The organism is Pseudomonas sp. PVC-5-1 (genome assembly GCF_057444345.1).
In genome coordinates this window covers 1,826,187-1,847,609 of record NZ_CM172024.1, presented here as the reverse complement: position 1 = coordinate 1,847,609, position 21,423 = coordinate 1,826,187, and the positions used below count along the sequence as shown (strand labels likewise).

Annotated in this window: 15 protein-coding genes; 7 read left to right on the top strand and 8 right to left on the bottom strand. The window is 64.2% G+C overall.

The features are described from left to right. Positions 1-239: 239 nt before the first annotated feature. Both cinR and AC2T3R_RS08390 read left to right on the top strand, forming a co-directional pair. Positions 240-920 carry a two-component system response regulator CinR gene (cinR, locus tag AC2T3R_RS08395; RefSeq protein WP_015269546.1) on the top strand — a complete coding sequence of 227 codons (681 nt, stop codon included), beginning with the start codon at positions 240-242 and terminating at the stop codon, positions 918-920. Next, complete coding sequence (locus AC2T3R_RS08390; RefSeq protein WP_367245539.1) at positions 917-2,269, top strand: heavy metal sensor histidine kinase; 1,353 nt, start codon at positions 917-919, stop codon at positions 2,267-2,269. Before cinR ends, AC2T3R_RS08390 begins: the two co-directional genes overlap by 4 nt. A gap of 218 nt (positions 2,270-2,487) precedes the next feature. Here AC2T3R_RS08390 and AC2T3R_RS08385 read toward each other — a convergent pair whose 3' ends face one another. The 3 genes from AC2T3R_RS08385 to AC2T3R_RS08375 form a co-directional block, all read right to left on the bottom strand. After that, positions 2,488-3,729: a lipoprotein-releasing ABC transporter permease subunit gene (locus AC2T3R_RS08385; RefSeq protein ID WP_015269544.1), complete on the bottom strand. Its 1,242-nt coding sequence runs from the start codon at positions 3,727-3,729 to the stop codon at positions 2,488-2,490. A gap of 61 nt (positions 3,730-3,790) precedes the next feature. After that, entirely contained in the window at positions 3,791-4,474 is a 684-nt protein-coding gene (lolD, locus tag AC2T3R_RS08380; protein ID WP_169774647.1) for a lipoprotein-releasing ABC transporter ATP-binding protein LolD, read from the bottom strand. A gap of 7 nt (positions 4,475-4,481) precedes the next feature. Further along, complete coding sequence (locus AC2T3R_RS08375; protein ID WP_015269543.1) at positions 4,482-5,732, bottom strand: lipoprotein-releasing ABC transporter permease subunit; 1,251 nt, start codon at positions 5,730-5,732, stop codon at positions 4,482-4,484. Positions 5,733-5,825: 93 nt separating this feature from the next. On the opposite strand from AC2T3R_RS08375, the gene AC2T3R_RS08370 reads away from it, so the two are divergent. Further along, positions 5,826-6,410: a PilZ domain-containing protein gene (locus tag AC2T3R_RS08370; RefSeq protein WP_410952561.1), complete on the top strand. Its 585-nt coding sequence runs from the start codon at positions 5,826-5,828 to the stop codon at positions 6,408-6,410. A 31-nt stretch (positions 6,411-6,441) separates the two neighbouring features. Continuing rightward, positions 6,442-7,164 (top strand): glycerophosphodiester phosphodiesterase, encoded by a 723-nt coding sequence (locus AC2T3R_RS08365; protein WP_013971727.1) that lies wholly within the window; start codon positions 6,442-6,444, stop codon positions 7,162-7,164. Positions 7,165-7,206: 42 nt separating this feature from the next. Here AC2T3R_RS08365 and sthA read toward each other — a convergent pair whose 3' ends face one another. From sthA to AC2T3R_RS08350, 3 genes are all read right to left on the bottom strand, one after another. Continuing rightward, the gene (gene sthA / locus AC2T3R_RS08360) at positions 7,207-8,601 is read right to left on the bottom strand and encodes a Si-specific NAD(P)(+) transhydrogenase (protein WP_013971726.1); all 1,395 of its coding nucleotides are present in this window, start codon (positions 8,599-8,601) and stop codon (positions 7,207-7,209) included. 202 nt (positions 8,602-8,803) lie between these two features. Beyond that, complete coding sequence (locus AC2T3R_RS08355) at positions 8,804-9,802, bottom strand: FAD:protein FMN transferase (RefSeq protein WP_410952562.1); 999 nt, start codon at positions 9,800-9,802, stop codon at positions 8,804-8,806. Positions 9,803-10,013: 211 nt separating this feature from the next. Beyond that, entirely contained in the window at positions 10,014-11,477 is a 1,464-nt protein-coding gene (locus tag AC2T3R_RS08350) for a glyceraldehyde-3-phosphate dehydrogenase (protein ID WP_031324543.1), read from the bottom strand. 167 nt (positions 11,478-11,644) lie between these two features. Here AC2T3R_RS08350 and mfd point away from each other — a divergent pair, with 167 nt between their 5' ends. Genes mfd through AC2T3R_RS08335 form a run of 3 tightly spaced genes read left to right on the top strand, consistent with a single transcriptional unit; the run spans position 11,645 to position 19,019 of the window. Next, complete coding sequence (gene mfd / locus AC2T3R_RS08345; RefSeq protein ID WP_486744915.1) at positions 11,645-15,094, top strand: transcription-repair coupling factor; 3,450 nt, start codon at positions 11,645-11,647, stop codon at positions 15,092-15,094. Positions 15,095-15,103: 9 nt separating this feature from the next. Continuing rightward, entirely contained in the window at positions 15,104-15,676 is a 573-nt protein-coding gene (locus tag AC2T3R_RS08340) for a CsiV family protein (RefSeq protein ID WP_410952564.1), read from the top strand. A gap of 1 nt (position 15,677) precedes the next feature. Continuing rightward, positions 15,678-19,019, top strand: a complete 3,342-nt coding sequence (locus AC2T3R_RS08335) for a DEAD/DEAH box helicase (protein ID WP_367245543.1) — start codon at positions 15,678-15,680, stop codon at positions 19,017-19,019. A gap of 196 nt (positions 19,020-19,215) precedes the next feature. Here the strand turns inward: AC2T3R_RS08335 and nagZ (AC2T3R_RS08330) are convergent, their stop codons facing one another. Next, complete coding sequence (nagZ, locus tag AC2T3R_RS08330; protein ID WP_178075723.1) at positions 19,216-20,214, bottom strand: beta-N-acetylhexosaminidase; 999 nt, start codon at positions 20,212-20,214, stop codon at positions 19,216-19,218. A gap of 194 nt (positions 20,215-20,408) precedes the next feature. Continuing rightward, a complete protein-coding gene (nagZ, locus tag AC2T3R_RS08325; protein WP_486745268.1) occupies positions 20,409-21,407 on the bottom strand; it encodes a beta-N-acetylhexosaminidase in 999 nt (332 codons plus the stop codon). Positions 21,408-21,423: the final 16 nt, after the last annotated feature.

Here is a 21,423-nt window from a genome sequence, read left to right as displayed (position 1 = left end):
TGCCCCTAGTCTACCGGTTTTGCCCCCCGCCTTGGAGCGCAAGTCAGCGGGATTACATCTTCGTCAGTTTGGGGCAAGCCGGTGCATCGTCACGTATCATCTCAGCATCACCCGGTCCCTGTAGGAGCGGGCTTGCCCGCGAACACCGGCGAAGCCGGTGCCATACAGCGTGTTGCATGCTTCGCGGGCACGCCCGCTGCCACAGGTTCCCACGCTGCCATCTGGAGTCCTGCCGCTTAATGAAACTGCTGATCGTCGAAGACCAGGCCCGTACCGGCCAGTACCTGAGCCAGGGCCTGAACGAGGCCGGCTTCGCCACCGAACTGGCCACTGACGGCGAGACCGGCCAGTTCCTTGCCCTGACCGGCGACCACGACCTGCTGATTCTCGACGTGATGCTGCCCGGCCGTGACGGTTGGCAGATCCTCCAGGCCGTGCGCCAGGCCGGCCTGGACACCCCGGTGCTGTTTCTCACCGCCCGCGATGCCGTGGAGGACCGGGTGCACGGCCTGGAGCTGGGCGCCGATGATTACCTGGTCAAGCCGTTTGCCTTCTCCGAACTGCTGGCGCGGGTGCGCAGCCTGCTGCGCCGGGGCACCAGCCCCAGCCAGGACACCACCCTGGGGCTGGCCGACCTGCGCCTGGACCTGATCCGCCGCCGCGCCGAGCGCGCCGGCCAGCGCATCGACCTGACTGCCAAGGAGTTCGCCCTGCTTGAACTGCTGCTGCGCCGCCAGGGCGAGGTGCTGCCCAAATCGCTGATCGCCTCGCAGGTGTGGGACATGAATTTCGACAGCGATACCAATGTGATCGAAGTGGCGATCCGCCGCCTGCGCCTGAAGATCGACGACCCGCACCCCAACAAGCTGATCCATACCGTGCGCGGCATGGGCTATGTACTCGAAGAGCGCGCGGAGTGATGCGTCGGGTCTCCCTCGGCAGCCGCCTGGCCCTGCTGTTCGCCGCCTGCACCGCCGCTGTCTCGCTCGGCGCGGGCCTGATATTCAGCCGGGCCAGCGAGCAGCACTTCGTGGAACTGGACCAGCAGCTGCTGGACTCGCGCCTGTCGCTGTTCCGCACCCAGTTGGCCGGCATCACCACCCCGGCCGAGCTGCAGGCGCGCCTGCCCGCCTTGCGCGATGAACTGGGCCACCAGGCCGACCTGGCTCTGCGCATCAATGGCAGTGACGGCGCCACCTGGTTCGAAAGCCGCACAGGCCTGCCCCGGACACCGCTGCCCGACGGGCTGGCAACCCTGCATGCGCAAGGCACCGACTACCGCAGCCTGGCCGTGCACCTGGCGCAAGGCGCCCCGCAGTCGCCACAACTGACCCTGTACCTCGACATCACTCATCACCAGCATTTCCTGCAGGGCATGCAACGGCTGATCTGGCTGACGGTGGGCCTTTCGGCGCTGGCCACTGCGCTGCTCGGTGCCTGGGCTGCACGCCGCGGGTTGCGCCCATTGCGGCAGATGGGCCAGGTGGCTGCCAGCGTATCGGCGCGCTCGCTCACCACCCGCCTGCCGGTGGCACAGATGCCCGAAGAGCTGGCCGAACTGGCGACGGCCATGAACGCCATGCTGCAGCGCCTGGACGATGCCTTCCAGCGCCTGTCGGCATTCTCTGCCGACATCGCCCACGAGCTGCGCACCCCGCTGTCCAACCTGCTGACCCACACCCAGGTCACCCTCACCCGCCCGCGCAGCCTCGAGGAGTACCGCGAAGCTCTGCACGGCAACCTCGAAGAGCTGCAATGGATGGCGCAGATGATCAACGACATGCTGTTCCTGGCCAAGGCCGACCATGGCCTGCTAGTGCCGGGGCAAGCACCGCTGGTGCTGCATGAGGAGGTGGATGCGCTGCTGGAGTACTACGCGCCGCTGGCAGAGGACAGCGGCGTGCAGATGCTGCGCGAGGGTGAGGCGCTGCTGCAGGGCGACCGGCATATGCTGCGCCGGGCGCTGTCCAACTTGCTGGACAATGCCTTGCGCTTTACCCCGGCGGGAGGGCTGATACAGGTGACATTGGGGCCAGGGCCGAGGATTGGCGTGGCCAATACCGGGGCGGCTATCGAGCCGGCGGCGCTACCGCGGTTGTTCGACCGCTTCTACCGGGTGGACCCGGCGCGGCGGGAAGGCAGTAGCGAGCATGCCGGGTTGGGGTTGGCGATTACCCGGTCGATCGTGCAGGCCCATGGTGGGCGCATCAGGGCGGAGTGTGCGGACGGGTGGACGCGATTCGTGATCGATTTCACTGAAGACCAGTGACATCGGGGCTGCTTTGCAGCCCATCGCCGGCAAGCCAGCTCCCACAGGTACAGCGCAGGTCTTGAGCTTGATGCAATCCTGTGGGGGCGACCGTCTTGTACTGCCTGTACTGGCCTCATCGCTGGCAAGCCAGGCTCCTACAGGGACTGCGCAGGGCTTGAGGCCGATGCGGTCGGGGTGGGAGCTGGCTTGCCGGCGATGAGGCCCTCAACAGTCACTCAAACTGCCAGACCAATCGCCGGCTGCACCTGCGATGCCCGATAAGCCGGGTAAATGGTCGCCAGGAAGCTCATCACCAACCCGGCAGTGCAGATGATCGCCACATCGCCCCACTGCAACTGCGACGGCAAGCTGCTGACGAAGTACACATCCGAAGTAAAGATGTGCTGCCCGCTCACCCGCTCCAGCCAACCGACGATCTGGCTGACGTTGAACGCCGCAACCACCCCAAGCACGCCACCGATCAGCGTCCCGACAATACCGATCAGGCTGCCCTGGACCATGAACGTGCCCATGATCTGCGCGGGCGTGGCGCCCAGGGTGCGCAAGATAGCGATGTCCGGCCCCTTGTCGTTCACCACCATCACCAGGGTGGCGATGATGTTGAACGCTGCCACCGCAATGATCATCAGCAACAGCAGGCCGATCATGGTCTTTTCCATCTTCATGGCGCTGAACAGGCTGCCCTGGGTATGCGACCAGTCATCGGCACGGTAGGCATCACCCAGCCCGGCAGCGATGGCCTTGGACACCTGCGGTGCGGCATACAGGTCGTGCAGCTTCAGGCGTACGCCCTGCACCTGGCCCGGCGCCCAGCGCTGCATGGCGCCGGCATCGTCGACATGGATGTAAGCCTGCGAGCCGTCCAGCTCGGCGCCGACCTTGAAGATACCGACCACGGTCAGGCGCTGCATGCGCGGGGTGATGCCGCCCGGCTCCTTGCTGATTTCCGGCACGATCAGGGTCAGTTTGTCGCCGGTATTCAGGCGGAAGCGCCGCGCAGTCAGCTCACCGATGACCACGCCGAACTCTCCCGGCTGCAGGTCCTGCAGCCGGCCCTGGACGATATGCTGGCCGACGATCGAGACCTTGCCCTCTTCGGCCGGGTCGATACCGCCGACCTGGATCGGCTGCATCGCGCCCTTGTACGACAGCATGCCTTCCATTTCGGTAATCGGCGCTGCCGCCATCACCGCCGGGTCGCGCATGGCCGCGTCGGCCACCTTGTGCCAGTCGTCCAGTGGCTGCACGCCGAGGATGGCGGCATGCGGCACCAGGCCGAGGATGCGCGAACTCATTTCGCGCTGGAAACCGTTCATCACCGACAGCACCACGATCATCGCCAGCACGCCCAGCGACAGGCCGATCATCGAGGTCATCGAGATGAACGAGATGAAGTGGTTGCGGCGCTTGGCTCGGGTATAGCGCGCGCCGATGAAGATGGGCAAGGGTCTGAACATGTACGAAAACACCCAATGAAAACAGGAAAACGGGGCGGCACCGGCCACCCCGTGCAGTCGATCAGATCGCCACCAGGTGGCCGTCGTCGAGCTTCAATACACGGTCCATCTGGCGCGCCAGGTTGAGGTCGTGGGTGACCACCAGAAACGCCGTGCGCGACGCACTGGACAGCTCCTGCATCAACTCCTGGATGCCCTGGGCGGTGTGGTGGTCGAGGTTGCCGGTCGGCTCGTCGAGCATTACCAGGCCGGGGCGGTTGACCAGTGCCCGGGCAATCGCCACCCGCTGGCGCTCACCACCGGACAACTCGGCCGGCTTGTGGTTGAAGCGGTGGGCCAGGCCAACACGCTTGAGCAGCGCCTCGGCACGCTCACGGGCCTCGGGGATCGGCGTGCGGCCGATCAGCAACGGCATGCACACGTTTTCGATGGCCGTGAATTCCGGCAGCAAGTGGTGGAACTGGTAGACAAAGCCCAGCTCGCGGTTGCGCAACAGGCCACGGGCACGCTCGCCCAGTGCCGACAGCTCCTCGCCGGCCAGCCAGACGCTGCCCTGGGTCGGCCGGTCGAGGCCGCCCAACAGGTTGAGCAAGGTACTCTTGCCCGAGCCGGAGCTACCCACGATGGCTACCCGCTCACCGGCGTGCAGCTCGAGGTTGAGCCCGGACAGCACCTGCACCGACTCCGGGCCCTCGTCGTAGGACTTGCCCAGGTTGCGGCAACTCAGAACGGCTTTATCACTCATGCGCGACTCACTCATAACGTAGCGCCTCTGCAGGCTGGGTGCGGGCCGCACGCCAGGCCGGGTACAGGGTGGCGAAGAAACTCAGGACCAGCGCCGCACCACAGACCATGTATACGTCCTGGGCCTGGATCTGCGACGGCAGGTAATCGATGAAGTACACGTCGGCGTTGAGGAACTTGTGCCCGATCAGTTTCTCGATGCCGGCGATCACCGCACTGACGTTCAGCGCGGCGACGATCCCGACCACGGCGCCGATCAGGGTACCGATCACCCCGATCACCGTGCCCTGGACCATGAAGATGAGCATGATCTGCCCAGGCGTGGCGCCCAAGGTACGCAGAATGGCGATGTCGCCACGCTTGTCGTTGACCACCATCACCAGGGTGGAAATGATGTTGAACGCCGCCACCGCCACGATCAGCAGCAACAGCAGGCCGATCATGGCCTTTTCCATGCGGATCGCCTGGTACAGGTTGCCGTGGGTGCGGGTCCAGTCACGGCTGTAGAACTCCTGGTCCCCCAGGCGCTGGGCGATGTCCCAGGCCACCCGCGGCGCCTGGAACAGGTCGTCGAACTTCAGGCGCAGGCCCTGGACCTGGTCAGGCTTCCAGCGGTGCAGCCGGGACAGGTCGCTGATGTTGGTCAGGCCCAGGTAGCCGTCGATTTCGCCCGCGCCCACGTGGAAGGTACCGACCACGGTGAAGCGCTTCATGCGCGGGAACATGCCGGCCGGGGTCACACTGACCTCGGGGGCGACGAAGGTGAGCTTGTCGCCGATGCCCACGCCCAGCTTGGCCGCGGCCTTGTCGCCGATCATGATGCCCCACTCGCCCGGCGCCAGCTGGTCCAGGCGGCCTTGCAGGACGAACTTGTCGATGATCGACACTTCGCGCTCGCGGGCCGGGTCGATGCCGTTGAGCAGCACCTTCTGCACCTTGCCTTCGTGGGTCAGCAGGCCCTGCATCTGGGTGAAGGGCGCAACCGCCACCACCTGCGGATTCTGCTTTACTTGTTGGGCAAGGGCCGGCCAGTCGGCAATGGGCTGGCCGCTCTCCAGCGTGGCATGGGGGATCATGCCCAACACGCGGGTACGCATCTCGTGGTCGAAACCGTTCATGACCGAGAGCACCACGATCATCACCACCACGCCCAGGGCGAGGCCGATCATCGAGGTCAGGGAAATGAACGAGACGAAGTGATTGCGACGTTTGGCACGGGTATAACGCGTGCCGATGAATGCGAAAAGAGGTCTGAACATGTCGGGGCTTGTTCGGATGAAAGGGAACGTCCTTGTGGCGAGGCGCCTACGGCGGCTTTACACTCGGACCACCGCCGCTACCTTGGGTTCGCCATGACGACATTAGACGAAGAAGATCGCCGCGAATACTACCGCATCGAAGATCGGATCGCACTTCAAATCAGCCCCCTCAGCGCGGCCGAAGCCCTTGACCCAGATGTGTTGCAAGATGATTCGCCTCTGTTCAACCTGCTCAGCGAGCTGCACCTGTCCGACTTCGAGTCGCAGCACCTGCTGCGCCAGCTGAGCGAGAAGGACCGCACCCTCGCCGCTTTCCTGCGCGCGCAGAACAAACGCCTCGACCTGCTTAGCGCAGTAGTTGCCCAGACCCTGCTCGGCGAAGTTGGCCAGCCCCAGCCGGTGGTCATTTCCGAAGGCGGCATCGAGTTCGCACAAGCCTCAGCGGTTGCCCCCGGCACCCGGGTGAAGGTGAAGATGGTGCTGATGCCGCGCGCCCACGGCCTGCTGCTGCGCGGCAAGGTCACCCATTGCGACCCGCGCCCGGAGGGCGGCTTCGAGGTCGGCACCGAATTCACCGACATGACCGACGCCCAACGGCAATTGCTGGCCCGCTACATCCTGCAACGCCAGCAGCAGCAACGGCGCCAGCAGCTGGAACAGAACGACCCCGCCTCCTGAGCCCATTTTTCTCTGATTTGAAGGAACGAACGTGACCCTGATCTACGGCCACCGCGGCGCCAAGGGCGAAGCGCCCGAGAATACCCTGAAGAGCTTCCAGCAATGCCTCGCCCATGGCGTGACCCGCTGCGAGCTGGACCTGCACCTGTCGGCCGACAACGAGCTGATGGTGATCCACGACCCGACCCTCAAGCGCACCACCGGCAAACGCGGCAAGGTGGTCGAGCACCCGGCCGCAGACCTGGTCAAGATAGATGCCCGCAAAGGCGGCCCGGGCCATGTCCAGCCCTGCCCGATTCCGAGGCTGGAAGAACTGTTCCAGAAGTGCCCGTTCGAGCATTGGCAGCTGGAAGTGAAAAGCGCCTCGCGTACCCGCGCCGCGACCACCGTGCTGGCGATCCGCGAACTGGCCCAGCAGTACGGCCTGCTGGACAAGGTGACCATTACCTCCAGCTCACGCGAAGTGCTGGGTGCCGCCCTGGAGCTGGTGCCGGACGTCAAACGCGGACTGGTAGCCGAATACGCCTGGCTCGACCCATTGAAGGTGGCACAGAACTACGGCTGCAACCTGCTGGCATTGAACTGGACGCTGTGCACCCCCGAGCGCCTGCTGAAAGCCCAGGCCCAGGGTTTGCACGTGTCGGTGTGGACGGTCAACGAACCGGCACTGATGCGCCGGCTCGCTGACTTCGGTGTGGACAGCCTGATTACAGACTTTCCCGGTTTGGCCAGGACCACCCTCGGGCAGGGTTGAAATCGGTCTCTCCGACCGGCTCAGGCCACCGGTCGGAGCCACTCAAAAAAGCCGGTTCAGGCCATCGTAGGCAGCTACCCGATAGGCTTCGGCCATGGTCGGGTAGTTGAACGTGGTGTTGACGAAATACTTCAGGTTGTTCAGCTCGCCCGGCTGGTTCATCACGGCCTGGCCGATATGGACGATTTCCGAAGCCTGGTAGCCGAAGCAGTGTACGCCCAGCACCTCCAGTGTTTCGCGGTGGAACAGGATCTTCAGCATGCCTTGCGGCTCGCCGGCGATCTGTGCACGAGCCATGCTCTTGAAGAAGGCTTTGCCCACTTCGTACGGCACCTTGGCCTGGGTCAGTTCCTGCTCGTTCTTGCCGATCGAGCTGATCTCCGGAATGGTATAGATACCGGTCGGCACATCATTGACGAAGCGCCAGCTGCCATTGTCCACGATGCTGCCAGCTGCCGAACGGCCCTGGTCATGGGCAGCGCTGGCCAGGCTTGGCCAGCCGATCACGTCGCCGGCACCGTAGATGTTCGGCACGCTGGTGCGGTAAGCCTCGTCGACCTCGATCTGGCCGCGGCTGTTGACCTTGATGCCGATGTTTTCCAGGCCCAGCTTGTCAGTGTTGCCGGTACGGCCGTTGCACCACAGCAAGGCGTCGGCCTTGATCTTCTTGCCCGACTTCAGGTGCAGGATCACCCCGTTGTCCAGGCCTTCGACGCGCTCATACTCTTCGTTGTGGCGCACGGTGATGTTGTTGTTGCTGAAGTGGTAGCTCAGCGCCTGGGAAATTTCCGAGTCGAGGAAGCTCAGCAACTGGCCACGGTTGTCTACCAGCTCTACCAATACACCCAGGCCGCTGAAGATCGAGGCGTATTCGCAACCGATCACGCCGGCTCCGTACACGATCAATTTGCGTGGGGTGTGGCTGAGGCTGAGGATGGTGTCGCTGTCGTAGACGCGCGGGTGGTGGAAGTCGATATCGGCCGGGCGGTACGGGCGCGAGCCGGTGGCGATGATGATGTGCTTGGCGTTGAGCTTTTCCACCACACCGTTCGGGCAGACCACTTCGACGGTCTGCTCGTCGGCGAAGCTGCCGGTGCCGAAGAACACATCCACGCGGTTACGTGCGTAGTAGCCGGTGCGCGACGCTACCTGCTTGGCGATGACCTTCTCGGCGCTTTTCAGCACGTCGGGGAACGAGAACCAGCGCGGCTCACCGATGGCACGGAACATCGGGTTGGTGTTGAACTGCATGATCTGCCGCACCGAGTGACGCAGTGCCTTGGACGGGATGGTGCCCAGGTGGGTGCAGTTGCCCCCGACCTGGCGACGGCTATCGACCATCGCCACCTTGCGCCCTGCTTTGGCGGCGTTCATTGCCGCACCTTCTCCGGCCGGGCCGGAACCCAGCACCACTACGTCGTAGTTGTAGACAGCCATGCGTACTCCTTCAGAACTGGCCCGCAAGCTACGGTCGCTCGCGGGGCGCGATCATGCCGCCGGGGCGCCATGAGAAAATTCGGGTGCAGTCTAATCAAGCGTGAACGCCGCGCACATTAACCCTTGGTCGCGTCGTAGGCCAATTTCGCCCGCACTACATGTGTGAACCATTCCCTGGCGGCGATCATCCCTGCTTGTGCTTTCACTCGCCTTTCACTGCCCGTTCGAATGCGGGCGTAGCTCGGGAGACGAAGCCACCCTCGGCCCGAGTCACCAATACCGCGGCAAGGCCATGCGCCACGGCAAAATCCCAGCCACGTTCCGGGCCCAGGATCAACAGCAGCGTCGAATAGCCGTCGGCCTGCAGCGCCGAGGCATCGAGCACGGTGACTGCGGCCAGGTCGTGCTGCACCGGGCGCCCGAGGCGGGCATCGAAGGTGTGCGAATAGCGCCGGCCATTCTCCTCGAAATAGTGCCGATAGTCACCCGAGGTCGATACCGAAAGGCCATTGACCGGGATGATCTGGCGGGCTATCTGGCGATCTTCGCGGGGTAGCTCCAGGGCGATGCGCCAGGGGCTGCCATCCGGTTTGCGGCCGGTGGCCTTGAGCTCGCCGGTGGCTTCGGCGACAAAGTTGGCCACGCCCATGGCCTGCAGGCGCGCGGCGATGAGGTCGACGGCATGCCCGGCGGCGATGCTGTTGAAGTCGAGCTGCACCGGGGCGTCCTTGCACAGGGCCTGGCCGTCGATGTGCAAGTGCCGGTAGCCCACGCGCTGGCGCACCTGGGCCAGGGCCGACGGGTCGGGCACCTGTTCGTGACGGGCCTGGGGGCCGAAGCCCCACAGGTCGAGCAAGGGTTCGACGGTAAGGTCGAAGGCGCCGCCGCTCTGCTCGGCCAGGTGCTGACCAAGGCTGACCAGTTCGAGCATGTCGGCCGGCAGCACCAGGCACTGGTTGGCGGGCAACTGGTTGAAACGGCTGATGGTGGAGTCGCCGCGGTAGGTCGAGTAGTGCTGGTCGATGTCGTGCAGAATGGTTTCCACTGCCGCCTGCACCTGAACCGGCGCCGGGCCGCCGGGTTCGCGCACGTACTGGATGCTGTAGCTGCTGCCCATGGTCGGGCCGCCCAGGCGCTCCAGGGTGGGGCCCTGGTTGCAGGCGGTGAGCAGCATGAGCAAGAAACAAAGAAATGCGCGCAATTATCGAGATCTCGAATGTCTGTACTGGCCCTTTCGCGGGCACGCCCGCTCCCACAGGTACCCCACTGCCCTCCAGCCCTGTGATATCCCTGTGGGAGCGGGCGTGCCCGCGAAAGGGCCAGTACAGGCACAGTAAATGCCCGATCAGTTAATCAGGCGAAAAAAAACGGGAACCCGAAGGTTCCCGTTTTTTCATTGCCTTACAAGCGTATCAGTGCGGAAACGCTGGCGGGTTCACACCGGCCATCTCTTCCATCACACGAACCACCTGGCAGCTGTAACCGAATTCGTTGTCGTACCAGACGTACAGAACAACGCGGTTGTCATTGCAGATGGTCGCCTCGGCGTCAACCACACCGGCGTGGCGCGAACCGACGAAGTCGGTCGAAACCACTTCCTGCGAGCTGACGTAATCGATCTGCTTGTGCAGTTCCGAGTGCATGGCGGTCTGGCGCAGGTACTCGTTGATCTCGTCGCGGCTGGTGGCCTTCTCGAGGTTCAGGTTGAGGATGGCCATCGAAACGTTCGGCGTCGGTACGCGAATGGCGTTGCCGGTCAGCTTGCCCTTCAGCACTGGCAGTGCCTTGGCGGCAGCAGTGGCGGCGCCGGTTTCGGTGATGACCATGTTCAGCGGCGCGGCGCGGCCGCGGCGGCTGCCCTTGTGGAAGTTGTCGATCAGGTTCTGGTCGTTGGTGAACGAGTGAACGGTTTCGACGTGGCCGTTGACGATGCCGTACTGGTCGTTGATGGCCTTGAGCACCGGCACGATGGCGTTGGTGGTGCAGGAAGCGGCCGAGATGATCTTGTCATCGGCAGCGATGTCACCGTGGTTGATGCCGTGCACGATGTTCTTCAGCGCGCCCTTGCCAGGTGCGGTGAGGATCACGCGGGCAGCGCCCGGGCAGGCCAGGTGCTGACCCAGGCCGTCGGCATCACGCCATACGCCGGTGTTGTCGACGATCAGCGCGTTTTCGATGCCGTACTGGGTGTAGTCGACTTCGCTCGGGCTCTTGGCGTAGATAACCTGGATCAGGTTGCCGTTGGCGGTGATGGTGTTGTTGGCTTCGTCGATGGTGATGGTGCCATCGAACGGGCCGTGCACCGAGTCACGGCGCAGCAGGCTGGCACGCTTGACCAGGTCGTTCTCGGCGCCCTTGCGCACGACGATGGCGCGCAGGCGCAGGCCGTCGCCGCCACCGGTCTTCTCGATCAGGATGCGCGCCAGCAGGCGTCCGATGCGGCCGAAGCCGTACAGGACAACGTCGGTGCCTTTGCGCGCCGAAGCGTTCTGCTGACCAACCACCTCGGCCAGTTCTTCACGGACGAACTGCTCGGCAGTGCGGCCATTGCCTTCCTGCTTGAACTTGTTGGCCAGCTTGCCCAGGTCGACCGAAGCGGCGCCCAGTTTCAGCTCGCTCATGGCCTTGAGCAGGGGGAATGTCTCGTGGACGGACAGTTCGGTTTCGTCGGCTTGACGATGACGCGCAAAGCGGTGCGCCTTGAGGATCGAGATAACCGAACGGTTGATCAGGCTACGGCCATAAATCGAGCTCACCACGTTGTTGTTGCGGTAGAGCTGACCGATAAGCGGGATCATCGCTTCAGCCAGGGCTTCACGATCGATCCACTCACCAAGACACTGGTCGGGCTTCTGAGTCACGGGAACCTTCCACATGTAGGGACAGAAAAAAGGGGCTACATTATGACGCCCCAACGCGTTGCGGGCAATGAGTGCCTGTCGCGGCCACGCAAGCCAGCGTTCATGCCCTTTCGAACCTGACAGCCGGCACCGTCACCGGTACAATCGATCTCTTTGCCGCAACGCTTGGAGTGCAATCTCCCGTGTCAGTTCTGCGCCTACCGCAAATGTCGGCCACGGCCGGCAAACAAACCTGGGGCAATCTACCCGGTGCCGCCCTCAGCCTGGCCATCGCCGAGGCCGCCAGCAGCGCGGGCCGCTTCACTTTGCTGCTGACTGCCGACAGCCAGGCTGCCGATCGTCTGGAACAGGAACTTCGCTTCTTTGCCCCGGACCTGCCGGTGCTGCCGTTCCCTGATTGGGAAACCCTGCCCTACGACCTGTTCTCGCCGCACCAGGACATCATTTCCCAGCGCATCGCCAGCCTCTACCGCCTGCCCGAGCTGAGCCACGGCATCCTGGTGGTGCCGGTCACCACCGCCCTGCACCGCCTGGCGCCGACCCGCTTCCTGCTGGGCAGCAGCCTGGTGCTGGACGTGGGCCAGACCATCGACGTGGAGCAGATGCGCCTGCGCCTGGAGGCCAGTGGCTATCGCTGCGTCGACACCGTCTACGAGCATGGCGAGTTCGCCGTGCGCGGCGCGTTGATCGACCTGTTCCCGATGGGCAGCAAGCTGCCCTACCGTATCGATCTGTTCGATGACGAGATCGAGACGCTGCGCACCTTCGACCCCGAGACCCAGCGCTCGATCGACAAAGTGGATTCGGTGCGCCTGCTGCCGGCGCGCGAGTTCCCGATGCAGAAAGAGGAAGTGACCCGCTTCAAGGCGCGCTTCCGCGAACGCTTCGATGTCGATTTCCGCCGCAGTGCAATCTTCCAGGACCTGGCCAGCGGCATCATCCCCGCCGGCATCGAGTACTACCTGCCGTTGTTCTTCGAAGAAACCTCGACCCTGTTCGACTACCTGCCGGCCGACACCCAAGTGTTCTCGCTGCCCGGCGTGGAACAGGCCGCCGAACACTTCTGGAACGACGTGCGCGGGCGTTATGAAGACCGCCGTGGCGACCTGAGCCGGCCGCTGCTGCCGCCGGCCGAGCTGTTCCTGCCGGTGGAAGACTGCTTTGCCCGGCTCAAGCAATGGCCACGGGTAGTGGTCAGCACCGAAGACCTCGACCCGGGTGTGGGTCGCGAGCGCTTCCCGGCACGCCCCCTGCCCAACCTGGCAATCGAGGCCAAGGCCAACCAGCCCCTGGCCGAACTGGCCAACTTCCTCGACCAGTTCCCCGGCCGGGTGTTGTTCACCGCCGAATCGGCGGGCCGCCGCGAAGTGCTGCTGGAGCTGCTCGAGCGGCTGAAACTGCGCCCGCATACCGTCGACGGCTGGGCCGACTTCATCACCGGCAGCGAACGCCTGGCAATCACCATCGCCCCACTGGACGAAGGCCTGCTGCTGGACGCCCCAGGCCTGGCCCTGATCGCCGAAAGCCCGCTGTTCGGCCAGCGGGTCATGCAGCGCCGGCGCCGCGACAAGCGCGGCGAAACCGCCAACGACGCGGTGATCAAGAACCTGACCGAGCTGCGCGAAGGCGCGCCGGTGGTGCACATCGACCATGGCGTGGGCCGCTACCTGGGCCTGGCCACCCTGGAAATCGACGGCCAGGCCGCCGAATTCCTCACCCTGGAATACGCCGAGGGCGCCAAGCTGTACGTGCCGGTGGCCAACCTGCACCTGATCGCTCGCTACACCGGGAGCGACGATGCCCTGGCACCGCTGCACCGGCTGGGCTCGGAGGCCTGGCAGAAGGCCAAGCGCAAGGCCGCCGAACAAGTGCGCGACGTCGCCGCCGAACTGCTCGATATCTATGCCCGCCGCGCCGCGCGCAAAGGCTATGCATTTGCCGACCCGTCCGCCGACTACGCCACCTTCAGCGCCGGCTTCCCGTTCGAGGAAACCCCGGATCAGCAGGCTGCCATCGAAGCCGTGCGTGCCGACATGCTGGCGCCCAAGCCGATGGACCGCCTGGTGTGCGGCGACGTCGGCTTCGGCAAGACCGAAGTGGCCATGCGCGCAGCGTTCATCGCCGTACACAGCGGCCGCCAGGTGGCCGTGCTGGTACCCACCACCCTGCTCGCCCAGCAGCACTACAACAGCTTCCGCGACCGCTTTGCCGACTGGCCGGTGACCGTGGAGGTGATGAGCCGCTTCAAGTCGGCCAAGGAAGTGGCCAACGCCGCCGCCGATCTGGCCGAAGGCAAGATCGACATCCTCATCGGCACCCACAAGCTGCTGCAGGACGATGTACGCTTCAAGGACCTGGGCCTGGCCATCATCGACGAAGAGCACCGCTTTGGCGTGCGCCAGAAGGAACAGCTCAAGGCCCTGCGCAGCGAAGTGGACATCCTCACCCTCACCGCCACGCCGATCCCGCGTACGCTGAACATGGCGGTGGCGGGCATGCGCGACCTGTCGATCATCGCCACGCCACCGGCGCGCCGCCTGTCGGTACGCACCTTCGTCATGGAGCAGAACAAGAGCACGGTCAAGGAAGCGCTGCTGCGCGAGCTGCTGCGCGGTGGCCAGGTGTACTACCTGCACAACGATGTGAAAACCATCGAGAAATGCGCCGCCGACCTTGCCGAACTGGTGCCAGAGGCGCGCATCGGTATCGGCCACGGGCAGATGCGCGAGCGCGAGCTGGAACAGGTGATGAGCGATTTCTACCACAAGCGCTTCAACGTGCTGGTGGCCTCGACCATCATCGAAACCGGCATCGACGTGCCCAGCGCCAACACGATCGTCATCGAGCGCGCCGACAAGTTCGGCCTGGCCCAGCTGCACCAACTGCGCGGCCGTGTTGGCCGAAGCCACCACCAGGCCTACGCCTACCTGCTGACGCCAACCCGGCAGAAGGTCAGCGCCGACGCCGAAAAACGCCTGGAGGCGATCGCCAACACCCAGGACCTCGGTGCCGGCTTCGTGCTGGCCACCAACGACCTGGAGATTCGCGGAGCCGGCGAGCTGCTGGGCGAAGGCCAGAGCGGGCAGATCCAGGCGGTGGGCTTTACCTTGTACATGGAAATGCTCGAACGCGCAGTCAAGGCGATCCGCAAGGGTACCCAGCCCAACCTTGAGCAGCCGCTGGGCGGTGGCCCGGAAATCAACCTGCGCCTGCCGGCACTGATCCCCGAGGACTACCTGCCCGACGTGCATGCACGGCTGATCCTGTACAAGCGCATTGCCTCGGCCGCCGATGAAGAAGGCCTCAAGGACCTGCAGGTGGAAATGATCGACCGCTTCGGCCTGCTGCCCGAGCCGACCAAGAACCTGATGCGCCTGACCTCGCTCAAGCTGCACGCGGAAAAGCTCGGCATCAAGAAAGTCGACGCCGGCCCCAACGGCGGCAAGATCGAGTTCGAGGCCGAGACCCCGGTCGACCCGCTGACCCTGATCAAGCTGATTCAGGGCCAGCCCAAACGCTACAAGTTCGAAGGCGCCACCCAGTTCCGTTTCCTGGTGCCCATGGAGCGCCCCGACGAACGTTTCAATACCCTGGAGGCGCTGTTCGAGCGCCTGACCCCACAGCCTGCCTAAGGAAGACCCATGCGTGCCATCCGTTGCCTGACCCTGCTGCTGGCGCTGTTCGCCCCAGCCGCCTTCGCCGAAGGCCTGTATCAGGTAGAAATGATCCTGGTGCGGCAGAACAGCGTGCCCGCCTTCACCAGCCCGTTTGCCCCCGAAGACTGGAGCGCCGGCGCTCCGCGCCTGGAGAAGGACGCCGAGCGTCGCCTGGCGCTGGAAGACGAAGCCACCCGCCTGGAAGCCACCGCCGACTACACCGTGTTGATGCACAAGGCCTGGCAGCAGCAAGTGGGCAGCGAGCCCAGCCGCATCGCCTTGGGTGAAGGCGCCGAGCAGTTCGGCCACTTCCCCATCGAAGGCAACCTGAGCATCGCCGAGGGCCGTTTCATCGCGGTCGAGGCCAATTTCTGGGTCAACCAGCTGGACGGTAACGGCAGCGTGCTGCAAAGCGAGCAGTTCAAGCAGAGCAACAGCAACGTCAAGGGCGGCCAGCTGACCTTCCTCGACGGTGGGCACCTGGCCGTGCTGCTGAAGGTGACACCACCGGGGACGCCGAAAATGCCGGCGATGGACCCGGAGATGATGGAGCAATGATGTGAGCGAGAGCGTTGCGCAGATCTTTGTGCGCGGGCACAACGGCTGGACTCTTGCGTTTGATCGCAAGACCCTGAGGCGCGGCCAGGAATATGCCGAGGACGGCAGAAGCGAGATCGTGTCGATCCTCGACCTGACGATCCGCGCGCAATGTACAGGTTCGTCCGGCCGCACCTACTACCAGCGCATTACCCTGGACTTGACTGAAGATAGCCTGGAATGCGAGGGCACGTGCTCTTGCCCGGTAGGCGAGAACTGCAAGCATTGCGCCGCCGCTCTTTACCTGCTGGAACAGGGACCGGATTGCCCCGAAGGCACTCAGGAACCTTCGCATCCCCCCACCGAAGCCGCACAACAGTCGCTCGACCTGCCCCCTGAACTTGCCCATTGGGTCGAAGCACTGGAGGTTACGGCCGCGCCTGCAGAGCCCACCAAACGCAAAGGCCCCTCGCTCTACTATCTGCTCAGCAACGAGCATGGCCGGTGCATACTCAGCGTTTTCAAAGGCACCCGGCAAGCTGATGGCCAGCTCAACCTGGGGCGCCCCAGTTCGCTGCCTGAACTGCTCTACTACACGCCACGCTATGTAACGGATGAAGACCTGCGCATCCTGAGGCTGGTTGACGCCCTTGGCAAAGATTCCAGCCTGCCCATTGCCAGGCTGGATGGTAAAAAAGGCGCCGAGCTGTACGAGTTCGCACTGGCTAGCGGACGCTTGCTGCTGGGCCACCAAACGCTGTTATCCCCCGGGCCAGCACTACATGCCGAATTCCGCTGGGTGAGGCTCGACAACGGTAGTTATCGTGGCGCCTGGCAGAACGCTGACAAAGTTCACGATATGGCACTGCCACTGGACCCCCTCTACTACATTGACACCCAGACGGGGCTTACCGGCAAACTGCTGCATGATCTTGACCCCTTCGTTGCCAGCCAGCTGGCCAGCGCACCGACGGTGCCGGAGCATCTGATCATTCCACTGAGCCACCGGCTGAACGCGCTGAACCGCCAGGTCCCGACTCCCACAAGTGTGCGCAGTGAAGTGATCGAGCATGTTCAGCCCAGGCCCCAGCTGACCCTTGGCAGCCTCGAATTCAGCGCCTACATGCCCAAGACCGGCCGCATGCAACGGCAGATGCAACACCGTGCCGCCTTGGCGTTCGACTACGACGGCCTGCGCGCCATAGGCAACGACGACAAGCCGCTGACCCGCCTGGTGGACGCCACCAGCCAAAGCATTCGCCGCCAACCCCAGGCCGAACAGGCGCTGCGCAAGGCGCTACGCGACTTGGGTTTCAAGGCTGCTACCCGGCAGAGCAAGGCTTTACCCGACAGCGCCGGTGAAATGTACCAGTTGCCCGACGATGAAGCCTGGCTGCGCTTTGCCCGCAAAGACCTGTCGCGCCTGCGCGAGGCCGGCTGGGAAATCGACATCCACCGCGACTTCGCCTTCAACCTGCAAGAGGTGGACGACTGGTACGCCACCATCGACGAAGCGCCCGGCCATGAATGGTTCGACCTGGAGCTGGGCATCGTGGTCGACGGCCAGCGCCACAGCCTGCTGCCGATCGTGCTGCAACTGCTGCGCAGCAACCCGGAACTGCTGCGCCCCAGCGAACTGGCCCGGCGCAGTGACGACGAGCACCTGCTGATCGACCTCAACCGTGGCCGCCTCGATGCCCCGGCCCTGCGCGTTGCCTTGCCCTATGGCCGCATCAAGGCAGTGATGGGCACCTTGGGCGAACTGTACCTGCACGAAGACGCCGCAGGCCCGTCCCTGCGCCTGGACCGTGCCGATGCCTCACGCCTGAACGACATCGACGGCCTGCCCCTGCATTGGGAGGGTGGCGAGCATGTGCGCGACCTGGGCCGTCGCCTGCGCGATGCCCGTGATTTGCAGGTAGAACCGCCGTCCGGGCTGCAGGCCAGCCTGCGCCCTTACCAGCAACAAGGCCTGAACTGGCTACAGGCGCTGCGCGAGATGGGCACCGGCGGCATCCTCGGCGACGATATGGGGCTGGGCAAGACCCTGCAGGCCCTGGCACATCTGCTGCTGGAGAAACAGTCCGGGCGCCTGAGCGCACCGGCCCTGGCGGTGATGCCGACCAGCCTGGTGCCCAACTGGCTGGACGAAGCCCAGCGCTTCGCACCCGATTTGCGCGTGCTGGCCCTGCAAGGCCCGGGGCGCAGCAAGCATTTCGCCAAACTGCACGAATACGACCTGGTCCTGACCACCTATGCCCTGGTGCCGCGCGACCTCGAGCACCTGCGCGCCCATGCCTGGCATGTGCTGGTGCTGGACGAGGCACAGAACATCAAGAGCAGCACCAGCAAGGCCGCCCTCGCAGTTTGCGAGCTGCGGGCCAATCAGCGCGTCTGCCTGACCGGCACGCCAATGGAAAACAACCTCGGCGAGCTGTGGTCGATTTTCCACTTCCTCATGCCCGGCTGGCTGGGTGACCTGAAGCGTTTCAACCAGGACTACCGCACACCGATCGAGCGCCACGGCGACAGCGAGCGCATGGCCCACCTGGCCAGCCGCATCCGCCCGTTCCTGCTGCGCCGCACCAAGGAGCAGGTGGCGACCGAGCTGCCGGCCAAGACCGAGATGGTGCACTGGGTCGAGCTTAGCGATGCCCAGCGTGACACCTACGAGGCCGTACGGGTGGCCATGGACAAGAAAGTCCGCGATGAAATCGCCCGCAATGGCGCCGCGCGCAGTCAGATCGTCATCCTCGACGCCCTGCTCAAGCTGCGCCAGGTATGCTGCGACCTGCGTCTGGTCAAAGGGGTGGAAAGCAAAGGCAACCAGGCCGACAAGGGCAAACTGGGCGCGTTGCTGGAAATGCTCGAAGAGTTGTTGAGCGAAGGGCGCCGGGTGCTGTTGTTCTCGCAGTTCACCTCGATGCTGGCGTTGATCGAGCAGGAACTGGAGAAGCGCAAGATTCGCTACAGCCTGCTGACCGGCGACACCCGCGACCGGCGCACGCCGGTGCAGCAGTTCCAGCAGGGTGACAGCGAAGTGTTCCTGATCAGCCTCAAGGCGGGTGGCGTGGGCTTGAACCTGACAGCCGCGGACACGGTGATCCACTTCGACCCCTGGTGGAACCCGGCCAGCGAAAACCAGGCTACCGACCGCGCCTACCGCATTGGCCAGGACAAGCCGGTATTCGTGTTCAAGCTGATCACCCGGGGAACGGTGGAAGAAAAGATCCAGCTGTTGCAGCAGGAGAAGGCCGCGCTTGCGGCAAGCCTGCTGGATGGCGGGCAGGCCGGGCAATGGCGGCTGGGGGACGAAGAGATCGAAGCGCTGTTTGCGCCGCTGCCCGGGAAGCGCGGGCGGTAGCCCAGAATCCTTCGCTGCCTGTACCGGCCCCTTCGCGGGCACGCCCGCTCCCACAGGTACAGCGCTGCTTTTCAGGCTGTTGTGCTGCCTGTGCCGGCCCCTTCGCGGGTAAACCCGCTCCCACAGGGATATCAGTGCCCTCAAGGGCGGTGCCGTACCTGTGGGAGCGGGCATGCCCGCGAAGGGGCCGGCGCGGTCAATCGACCAACTGCGCCTCTCGCAACGCCCCCAACGCCTCCAGCCACCGCGGCTGCTGGCGATAGTCAGTGCGCGCAAAACTGAAGCCTCGCATCCGAGCAAGGCGCGGCGATGGCTTGACTTTCAAGCGCTGCGCAGCAAGCAGAGCAAGCTCTGCCGAAGCCCGGTCATTACATACCAGGCCCACGTCACATCCCGCACCGAAAGCAGCCTCGACGCGACCAGCAACATCTCCGACCACATGGGCACCGGCCATGGACAGATCATCACTGAAAATCACGCCATCGAAGCCAAGCTCCCCCCTGAGAATGTCCTGAAGCCAGCGCCTCGAAAAACCGGCGGGCTTACTATCGACCTGGGGATAGATCACATGCGCAGGCATCACTGCCGACAGCTGGCGTGCCAATCGGGTAAATGGCACCAGGTCCGTCTTGCGCAGTTCATCCAGGCTGCGATCATCTACGGGAATGGCCACATGCGAATCGGCCTCAGCCCAGCCATGCCCAGGAAAATGCTTGCCGCATGCTGCCATGCCCGCTGCAGTCATGCCCCGGATGAACGCCCCACCCAGCTGAGTGACACGCTCTGGATCACCATCGAAGGCACGTGCACCAATGACTGCACTGCGCCCATGATCCAGATCGAGCACTGGAGCAAAACTCAAATCCAGCCCGATCGCCAGCACCTCGGTTGCCATCAACCAGCCACAATGCCCGGCCAATCGCTCGGCATCATCGCTCTGGGCGATCTGCCGCATGGATGGCAACCTGACGAACCCTTCACGCAAGCGTTGCACCCGCCCACCTTCCTGATCGACCGCAATGATCAGGTCAGGGCGCAAAGCACGTACCGAAGCGCACAGCTCCCGCACCTGACGCGGGTGGGCAATATTACGAGCAAAGATGATCAAACCAGCTACTTCAGGCTGGAGCAATAACCGACGATCCTCAGGCGTCAGCCCTGTGCCTTCGATATCGACCATCAAGGCCCCCTGCATACAAACTGTCATTACAAAATCCTCTAATCGAATATCAGAAACCCATTACGGGCGAAGCGGAGAAATCTCCGCTTTGCCCGAGTCTCTGGAATGCGTGCTGCCTGGTACACCGGGGCACATTTCCCGGTGTACTCACGCAATACGCACATCGAAAACGCAGGATCCTGTCTCGGACCGAGCAGGGTGTAGCCTCGTCAGTCGACCAGTTGAGCGTCCTTCAACGCGGACAATGCCTGCTGCCAACGAGGCTGCTGACGATAGTCAGTCCGCGCAAACCCTTGCCCGCGCATGCCTGCGATGCGTGGCGAAGGTTTTACCTTCATGCGTTGTGCCGCACTCAGTGCCAGCTCCGCCGCCGCCCGATCATTGCAAACCAGCCCCATATCACAACCGGCGCTCAGTGCTGCTTCGATGCGGCTCGCCGCGTCCCCGACAACATGTGCGCCGGCCATCGACAAATCGTCACTGAAAATCACCCCGTCGAAACCCAGCTCGCCACGCAGGATGTCCTGCAACCAGCGCCGCGAGAAGCCAGCCGGCTGGTTGTCGACCTGCGGGTAGATGACATGCGCCGGCATCACTGCCGCCAATTGCCCGCTCAGGCGGGTGAACGGCACCAAGTCGGCCTGGCGCAGCTGTTCGAGGCTGCGCTCATCGGTCGGGATGGCCACATGCGAGTCCGCTTCGGCCCAGCCATGCCCCGGGAAGTGCTTGCCACAAGCCGCCATACCCGCCGCATTCATGCCACGGATGAACGCCCCGGCCAGTTGCGTGGCACGCAGCGGGTCACCCTCGAAGGCGCGGCTGCCGACCACGGCGCTGCGCTGGTGGTCCAGGTCGAGTACCGGGGCAAAGCTGAGGTCCAGGCCAACCGCCAGCACCTCGGTCGCCATCAACCAACCGCACTGCTCGGCCAGGTACTCGGCGTCGTCATTGTCGGCCAGCGCTCGCATGGCCGGCAGGCGCACAAAGCCCTGGCGCAGGCGCTGCACCCGGCCGCCCTCCTGGTCCACCGCCAGGATCAGGTCGGGCCGGATGGCACGGATCGACGCGCACAGTTCACGCACCTGGCGCGGGCTGTCGATGTTGCGGGCAAAAATGATCAGGCCAGCCACTTCAGGTTGGCGTAGCAGGTGACGGTCTTCGGCGGTCAGCCATTTACCGGCGATATCCACCATCAGGGAGCCTTGCAGGCTGACAGTCATGGGT

Bases quoted from the DNA above. Each gene is read 5' to 3' on its own strand.
- cinR (WP_015269546.1), top strand. From the start codon at position 240: ATGAAACTGCTGATCGTCGAAGACCAGGCCCGTACCGGCCAGTACCTG.
- AC2T3R_RS08385 (WP_015269544.1), bottom strand. From the start codon at position 3,729: ATGTTCAGACCCTTGCCCATCTTCATCGGCGCGCGCTATACCCGAGCC.
- lolD (WP_169774647.1), bottom strand. From the start codon at position 4,474: ATGAGTGATAAAGCCGTTCTGAGTTGCCGCAACCTGGGCAAGTCCTAC.
- AC2T3R_RS08375 (WP_015269543.1), bottom strand. From the start codon at position 5,732: ATGTTCAGACCTCTTTTCGCATTCATCGGCACGCGTTATACCCGTGCC.
- AC2T3R_RS08370 (WP_410952561.1), top strand. From the start codon at position 5,826: ATGACGACATTAGACGAAGAAGATCGCCGCGAATACTACCGCATCGAA.
- sthA (WP_013971726.1), bottom strand. From the start codon at position 8,601: ATGGCTGTCTACAACTACGACGTAGTGGTGCTGGGTTCCGGCCCGGCC.
- AC2T3R_RS08350 (WP_031324543.1), bottom strand. From the start codon at position 11,477: ATGTGGAAGGTTCCCGTGACTCAGAAGCCCGACCAGTGTCTTGGTGAG.
- AC2T3R_RS08340 (WP_410952564.1), top strand. From the start codon at position 15,104: ATGCGTGCCATCCGTTGCCTGACCCTGCTGCTGGCGCTGTTCGCCCCA.
- nagZ (WP_178075723.1), bottom strand. From the start codon at position 20,214: ATGCAGGGGGCCTTGATGGTCGATATCGAAGGCACAGGGCTGACGCCT.